This window comes from Streptomyces sp. NPDC001604, assembly GCF_042893475.1.
GTDB lineage: Bacteria > Actinomycetota > Actinomycetes > Streptomycetales > Streptomycetaceae > Streptomyces.
On record NZ_JBIAUY010000008.1, the window covers coordinates 367,037 to 374,609 of the forward strand.

The 7,573-nt window shown below is 70.6% G+C and carries 5 protein-coding genes; 4 read left to right on the forward strand and 1 reads right to left on the reverse strand.

Translation table 11 applies throughout. From position 1 onward, the window contains the following. Positions 1-33 precede the first annotated feature (33 nt). Both ACFY1E_RS24100 and ACFY1E_RS24105 read left to right on the forward strand, forming a co-directional pair. Positions 34-1,698 carry a M4 family metallopeptidase gene (locus ACFY1E_RS24100; protein ID WP_389079271.1) on the forward strand — a complete coding sequence of 555 codons (1,665 nt, stop codon included), beginning with the start codon at positions 34-36 and terminating at the stop codon, positions 1,696-1,698. A gap of 69 nt (positions 1,699-1,767) precedes the next feature. Further along, the gene (locus ACFY1E_RS24105) at positions 1,768-2,286 is read left to right on the forward strand and encodes a DUF1990 family protein (RefSeq protein WP_389079273.1); all 519 of its coding nucleotides are present in this window, start codon (positions 1,768-1,770) and stop codon (positions 2,284-2,286) included. A gap of 236 nt (positions 2,287-2,522) precedes the next feature. On the opposite strand, the gene ACFY1E_RS24110 is transcribed toward ACFY1E_RS24105, so the two are convergent. Continuing rightward, positions 2,523-5,141, reverse strand: a complete 2,619-nt coding sequence (locus ACFY1E_RS24110) for a glycosyltransferase family 1 protein (protein ID WP_389079276.1) — start codon at positions 5,139-5,141, stop codon at positions 2,523-2,525. A 260-nt stretch (positions 5,142-5,401) separates the two neighbouring features. Between ACFY1E_RS24110 and ACFY1E_RS24115 the strand changes: the two genes are divergently transcribed. Both ACFY1E_RS24115 and ACFY1E_RS24120 read left to right on the forward strand, forming a co-directional pair. Then, a complete protein-coding gene (locus tag ACFY1E_RS24115) occupies positions 5,402-6,604 on the forward strand; it encodes a S8 family peptidase (protein ID WP_389079278.1) in 1,203 nt (400 codons plus the stop codon). Positions 6,605-6,819: 215 nt separating this feature from the next. Then, the coding region (locus ACFY1E_RS24120) for a maltotransferase domain-containing protein (protein ID WP_389079279.1) at positions 6,820-7,573 on the forward strand (754 nt) is incomplete at its 3' end.

Below are 7,573 nucleotides of genomic sequence, written 5' to 3' on the forward strand. Positions count from 1 at the left end.
CCGTGCCGGACTCCCCCACCACAAGGAGCTTGTGTGACCCCCCTCTACGCGCGTCACAAGCGCTCGACTCTGGCCATCGCAACCGCAGTTGCCGCCGGAGCCCTGCTCACCACCGGTCTGACCACCGGTTCGGCCGCCGCCCAGACCCCGGCGGACTCCACGGCCACGGCCCGTACGGCCGGCTCCCCCGCGGCGCTGTCGGCCGCGACCCGCGTCTCCCTCATCAAGCAGGCCCAGGCCGGCCTCGCCGCCACGGCGCAGCAGATAGGCCTCGGCACCAAGGAGAAGCTGGTCGTCAAGGACGTCGTCAAGGACGCCGACGGCACGGTCCACACCCGCTACGAGCGCACCTACGCGGGCCTGCCCGTCCTCGGCGGCGACCTGGTCGTCGCGACGAAGGCCGGCAAGACCGAGAGCGTCGTCAAGGCGACGAAGGCGGCCATCAAGGTGGCCTCGCTCAAGCCGCAGATCACCACGGCCAAGGCCGAGAAGCAGGCGCTGACCGCCGCGAAGACCGCGGGTTCGGACAAAACCTCGGCCGACAAGACCCGCAAGGTCATCTGGGCCGGCTCCGGCAAGCCCGTTCTCGCCATCGAGACCGTCGTCGGCGGCCTCCAGGACGACGGCACCCCGAACGCGCTGCACGTCATCACCGACGCGGCCACGGGCAAGAAGCTCTTCCAGTACCAGGCCATCGAGAACGCCACCGGTACCGGCAAGACGCTGTACTCGGGCACGGTCAGCCTCAGCGTCACCCAGTCGGGCTCGACGTACAACCTGACGGACGCCACCCGCGGCAGCCACAAGACGTACAACCTCAAGCGGGGCACCTCCGGCAAGGGCACGCTGGTCTCCAGCTCGTCCAGCACCTTCGGCACCGGCACCGCCTCCAGCTCCTCCAGCGACCAGACGGCCGCCGCAGACGCCGCCTACGGCGCGCAGGAGACCTGGGACTACTACAAGAGCACCTTCGGCCGCAGCGGCATCAAGGACGACGGCGTGGCCGCGTACTCCCGCGTCCACTACGGCAGCTCGTACGTCAACGCCTTCTGGGACGACGACTGCTTCTGCATGACGTACGGCGACGGTGACAACAACACCGACCCGCTGACCTCGATCGACGTGGCCGGCCACGAGATGACCCACGGCGTCACCGCCAACACCGCCGGCCTGGACTACAGCGGCGAGTCCGGCGGCCTCAACGAGGCGACCTCCGACATCCTCGGCGGCGTCGGCGTCGAGTTCTACGCCAACAACTCGTCCGACAAGGGTGACTACCTCATCGGCGAGAAGATCAACATCAACGGCGACGGCACCCCGCTGCGCTACTTCGACAAGCCCAGCAAGGACGGCGGCTCGGCGGACTCCTGGTCCTCCTCCGTCGGCAACCTGGACGTCCACTACTCGTCCGGGGTCGCCAACCACTTCTTCTACCTGCTGGCCGAGGGCAGCGGGTCGAAGACGATCAACGGCGTCAGCTACAACTCGCCGACGTCCAACGGCTCCACGGTCACCGGCATCGGCCGGGACAAGGCGCTGCAGATCTGGTACAAGGCGCTGACCGAACAGTTCACCTCGACCACCAACTACAAGGGGGCCCGCGCGGGCACGCTGGCGGCGGCGGCGAGCCTGTACGGATCCAGCAGCACCGAGTACAAGACGGTCGCCGCGGCCTGGTCCGCGGTCAACGTGAGCTGACCCGAGGGGGGTTGGCGGGCGGCACCCGGGAGGAAGGCATTCCCGGGTGCCGCCCTACTCTTGTGTCCCATGCGCCTGGAGGACTTCACCTACGACGACGTCGGCGGCACCGGCCGCGTCGGTTTCTGCCCGCCGGGCTTTCGCCCGATGCATGTGCGCACGCGCATCGGCGAGGGCGAACCCTGCTTCCGCCGAGCGGCCGAGGCGGTCCTCACCTGGGAGATGCACCGGGAACTGGGCGTGGGCATCGACGCGAGCGCCGAGCGCGCCGCACCGGACGTCGACGTCACCGTCACCCTCGCCGGAGTGATCAGGGCCCCGTGCCGCATCGTCTACACGGTCGACGAACCCCGCCGCATCGGGTGGGCGTACGGCACGCTGACCGGCCACCCGGAGTGCGGCGAGGAGCTCTTCCTCGTGGAGCGCACGGGCGACGGCACGGTGTGGCTGACGGTGTCCGCGTTCAGCAGGCCCGCGAAGTGGTTCGCCCGGGCGGGCGGGCCGGCCACGCGGGGCCTGCAGAACGCTTATGCGCGGCGGTGCGGGAAGGTTTTGCGGGGGTTGTGCGCGGCGCTCTCCGAGGGGTGAGCGGGGGTTGGGGGCGCCGTTGACTGGGGGCTGCCGCCCCCAGGCCCCCGCCTTTCGGCCTGAACGGCCTCGTCCTCAAACGCCGGACGGGCTGGAAATGCCTGATCCGGCGGAGACACCTGGACGCCGGACGGGCTGGAAATGCCTGATCCGGCGGAGATACCTGAACGCCGGACGGGCTGAGAAGTGCCCGCCCGGCCTGAGAGTGCCCCGCCAGGGCCGGGAATGCCCGGCCGTCACCTCATCAGTACCCCTGCGCCCTCCCCCGTCTCCTCCGAAGGCACCGCCACCAAGCCCAACTCCACCGCGGACGCCAACAGCCGATGCGACGGCAGGATGCGGACCGTGTAGCCGTACGGGCCCGTGCGGTCGAGGGAGAGCGGCCCCTCGTACACCCACCTGCCATCGGGGTCGGGGCCGCCCGCCGGTTTCAGGGGGACGGTCGCCGCGTCCGCGATGCGGTCCTCGGGGTCCACGCGGCCCGAGACGACCTGGACCTCCACGTCGTCGGGGCCGAGTTCGCCGAGGCCCACGCGCACCCGTAGTGCGAGCGTGCTGCCGAGTTCCGCGGTGGCCATGGCGGCCGACGTCTCCACGTGGTCGACGGTGACGCCGTGCCAGGCGGATCGCACCCGGGCCTTCCAGGCGGCGAGTTCGCGGGCGGAGTCGGCGTCCATGGCGCGGTGTGCGTGAGCGGCCGGGGCGTAGAGCCGCTCGACGTACTCGCGGACCATGCGGCCGGCCAGCACCTTCGGGCCGAGCAGGGTCAGGGTCTGGCGGACCATCTCGATCCACCGGTCGGGCAGGCCGTGCTCGCCCCGTTCGTAGAAGCGGGGGGCCACGCGCTGTTCCAGCAGGTCGTAGAGCGCTTCTGCCTCTATGGCGTCGCGGTGGTCGGGGTCGGTGCCCGCGCCGTCGGCCGTGGGGATCGCCCAGCCGAAGTCGGGCTGGAACCACTCGTCCCACCAGCCGTCCAGGACGGAGAGGTTGAGGCAGCCGTTCAGGGCCGCCTTCATACCGGAGGTGCCGCAGGCCTCCAGGGGGCGCAGCGGGTTGTTGAGCCAGATGTCGCAGCCCGGGTAGAGCTTCTGCGCCATCGCCATGCCGTAGTCGGGGAGGAAGACGATGCGGTGGCGCACCCGTGGGTCGTCGGCGAACCGGACCAGTTCCTGGACCAGGCGCTTTCCGCCGTCGTCCGCCGGGTGCGCCTTGCCCGCGACGACGATCTGGATGGGACGTTCCGGGTGGAGGAGGAGGTCCATCAGACGGTCGCGGTCGCGCAGCATCAGGGTCAGGCGTTTGTACGAGGGGACGCGGCGCGCGAAGCCGATGGTGAGGACGTCGGGGTCGAGGACGCCGTCGATCCAGCCCAACTCCGCGGTCCCTGCCCCGCGTTGCCGCCAGGAGGCGCGCAGCCGCACCCGTACCTCGTCCACCAGCTGCTCGCGGAGGTTGCGCCTGAGTTCCCAGATGTCCTGGTCGGGGATGTCCCCCACCGCGTCCCAGCGGTCCGAGCCGCCGACGGTCAGCGCGTCCTCGGTGCGCTGGGCGCCGATCTGCCGGGCGCCGAGCCGGAACACCTCGGGGGCGACCCAGGTGGGTGCGTGCACCCCGTTGGTCACGGAGGTGATCGGCACCTCCTCGGGGTCGAATCCCGGCCACAGTCCGGAGAACATCTCCCGGCTGACATGGCCGTGCAGCAGGGAGACGCCGTTGGCCCGCTGCCCCAGGCGCAGGCCCATCACGGCCATGTTGAAGAGGTTCGGTTCGCCGCCGGGATAGGTCTCCATGCCCAGGCGCAGGATGCGTTCGACGTCGATGCCCGGGAGCTCGGCCTCGGGGCCGAAGTGGTGGGCGACCAGCTCCCGGTCGAACCGGTCGATGCCGGCCGGGACCGGGGTGTGGGTGGTGAAGACGGTCCCGGCGCGGACCGCTTCCAGCGCGGAGTCGAAGTCCAGCCCGCTCTCGCAGAGTTCCGCGATCCGCTCCAGGCCCAGGAAGCCGGCATGACCCTCGTTGGTGTGGAAGACCTCGGGTTCGGGGTGGCCGGTCAGCCGGCAGTAGGTCCGTACGGCCCGCACTCCTCCTATGCCGAGCAGCATCTCCTGCAGCAGCCGGTGCTCGCTGCCGCCGCCGTAGAGCCGGTCGGTCACCCCGCGCTCGCCGAAGTTGTTGTCCTCGACGTCCGAGTCGAGCATCAGCAGGGGGACGCGGCCGACCTGGGCGAGCCAGATACGGGCGTGCAGCTGCCGGCCGCCGGGCAGGGCGAGGGAGACCTGGGCGGGGGTGCCGTCGGGCTCCTCGAGGAGGGCGACGGGCAGCTCGTTGGGGTCCAGGACCGGGTAGTGCTCCTGCTGCCAGCCGTCCCGGGACAGCGACTGGCGGAAGTAGCCGTGCCGGTAGAGCAGGCCCACACCGACCAGGGGCACCCCGAGGTCGCTGGCCGCCTTCAGATGGTCGCCCGCCAGGATGCCGAGGCCGCCGGAGTACTGGGGCAGGGCGGCCGTGATGCCGAACTCGGGCGAGAAGTAGGCGATGGCGGCGGGAAGTTCCCCGGAGTGGGTCTGGTACCAGCGGTCGCCGGTCATGTAGTCGTCCAGGTCGCCCGAGACCTCGGCCAGCCGGCGCAGGAAGCGGTGGTCCCCGGCCAGCTCCGCGAGCCGCGCCGGCGACACGCTGCCCAGGAGCCGTACGGGATCGCCGTCCGAGGCGGCCCAGCGCTCGGGGTCGACGGACTGGAACAGGTCGCGGGTCTCCGCATGCCAGGACCAGCGCAGATTGCGGGCCAGATCGCTGAGCGGCCGCAGGGGTTCGGGGAGAACGGGTCGGACGGTGAATCGACGGATCGCCTTCACTTTCCACCTCGACGCGTGTCGCTGTGCGGACGCACAACGCTGTGCGCCTCGTCGTCAACCTCGACGGTATCCGGGCGGAGGGCTCCGCAACCACGCCACGTCCAAGAGCACGCCACACTCCTACGCCGTCCGGAAAACACCGCAACCTTCATGCATCCGCCATGGCGGACATGGCCGATTCCGCCCCGTAGGCCCTCTTGTGGGCCTTCTACACCGCACGAGAGGCTGCCAACTGGAGTCAATGGAGGGGAACTCGGACCATGGCACGGACGCGAACACGGCGTCTGCGCCGGACAGGGGGTCTGACCGCGGTGGCCTGCGCCGCCGCGCTCTCGGCCGTCACCCTGCCCGCGCACGCCGCACCGGAAGGTCAGATACTCGGCGCCGGTGAGCCCGGCTCCGTCAGCGGAAGTTATCTGGTGACTCTCAAGGGGGGAACGAAGGCTCCGTCGGCGACCGGAAAGGGCATCGCCGAGAAGTACGGGGCAAAAATAAGCCACACCTACGGCTCGGTCCTCAACGGCTACGCCGTCAAGGCCAACGAGAGACAGGCCAAGCTGCTCGCGGCCGACTCCCGGGTCGCCTCGGTCGTCCAGGACACGCGCGTGTCCCTCGACCACACGCAGAAGAACCCGCCGTCCTGGGGTCTGGACCGGATCGACCAGCCGAGCCTGCCGCTGGACCGGAGCTACACCTGGCCCGACTCCGCGGGCGCCGGTGTCACCGCATATGTGATCGACACCGGTATCCGCATCACGCACAAGGACTTCGGCGGCCGGGCGAGCTACGGCTGGGACTTCGTCGGAAACGACAAGACCGCCTCCGACGGCAACGGCCACGGCACCCATGTCGCCGGCACCATCGCCGGCACCAAGTACGGCGTCGCCAAGCAGGCCAAGGTGGTCGCCGTCCGTGTCCTCGACAACGACGGCTCCGGTACGACCTCGCAGGTCATCGCGGGCATCGACTGGGTGACCAGGCACGCGAGGAAACCGGCGGTCGCCAACCTCAGCCTGGGCGGCTCCTACAACGCCCAGCTGGACGCCGCCGTACGCAGCTCCATCGCGTCGGGCGTCACATACGCGGTTGCCGCAGGGAACGACGGCCTGCCGGCCGCCCTCTACTCCCCGGCGGACGTCAAGGAGGCCCTCACGGTCGGCGCGACCGACAGGACGGACGCGCGGGCGGGCTTCTCGAACTTCGGCTCGGCCGTGGATCTGTTCGCGCCCGGAGTGTCGATCACCTCGGACTCCTATGCGAGCGACACCGGGAAGGCGACCTTCTCCGGTACGTCGATGGCGACCCCGCACGTCGCGGGCACGGCCGCGCTGTATCTGGCCGACCGCCCGAAGGCGACCCCGGACCAGGTCGCCAGGGCGCTCGTGAAGCTGGCGGTGTCCGGGAAGGTCTCCGGCCGGGGCCTCGGCTCACCGGACGAACTTCTGCAGGTGCCGTCTTCTTAGTCACACAGTCCACCGACCGGTCCCGTTCGTTCACGAACGGGACCGGTCTTGTGTGTAGACATACGCGTGAGTAGTTAACAAAGTGCCGGATTGCGTACCCGAATAGGGTGGGAAGGCTCCTCCGGTACACCACACAGACAGTTCACGGGAACCACCCGCAGGACCACCTCCCCACAGCCATCCGCCCACCCACGTTGACGCGGACAGGAGCGGTCATGCCCGCCACGCACCACTCGTCAGCACCCCCGACGACCAGCACCGAAGCCCATCCCGTGCGCCCCGCCGACGCCGGACCACCGGCCCCGCAGCCACCCCCCGCGGGCGCCGCCACGGTCATCGGGCGCATACCCGTCCTCGACGTCCGCCCGGTGGTCCAGCACGGGCGAAGGCCGGCCAAGGCCGTGACCGGCGAGTCGTTCGAGATCTCGGCCACCGTGTTCCGGGAGGGCCATGACGCGGTCGCCGCAAACGTCGTCCTGACGGATCCGGAGGGCCGTCCCGGCCCCTGGACGCCGATGCGGGAACTGGCGCCGGGCACCGACCGCTGGGGCGCCACCGTCACCGCCGGCGAGCCGGGCCACTGGACGTACACGGTGGAGGCCTGGGGTGACCCGATCACCACCTGGCGCCACCACGCCCAGATCAAGATCCCGGCGGGCATGGACACGGACCTGGTCCTGGAGGAGGGCGCACGCCTGTACGAGCGCGCCGCCGGCGGCGCCCCCGACGGCCGACGTGACGTGCTGCTCGCCGCCGTCACCGCACTGCGGGACGAGAGCCGCCCGGCCGCCTCACGTCTGGCGGCGGCGTTGACGCCGGAGGTGGACGCGGTGCTGGCCCGCCATCCGCTGCGGGAGTTCGTCACCGCCTCCCGGACCCTGCCGCTGCTGGTGGAACGCGAGCGCGCCCTGTACGGCGCCTGGTACGAGTTCTTCCCCCGCTCCGAGGGCACCGAGGACCAGCCGCACG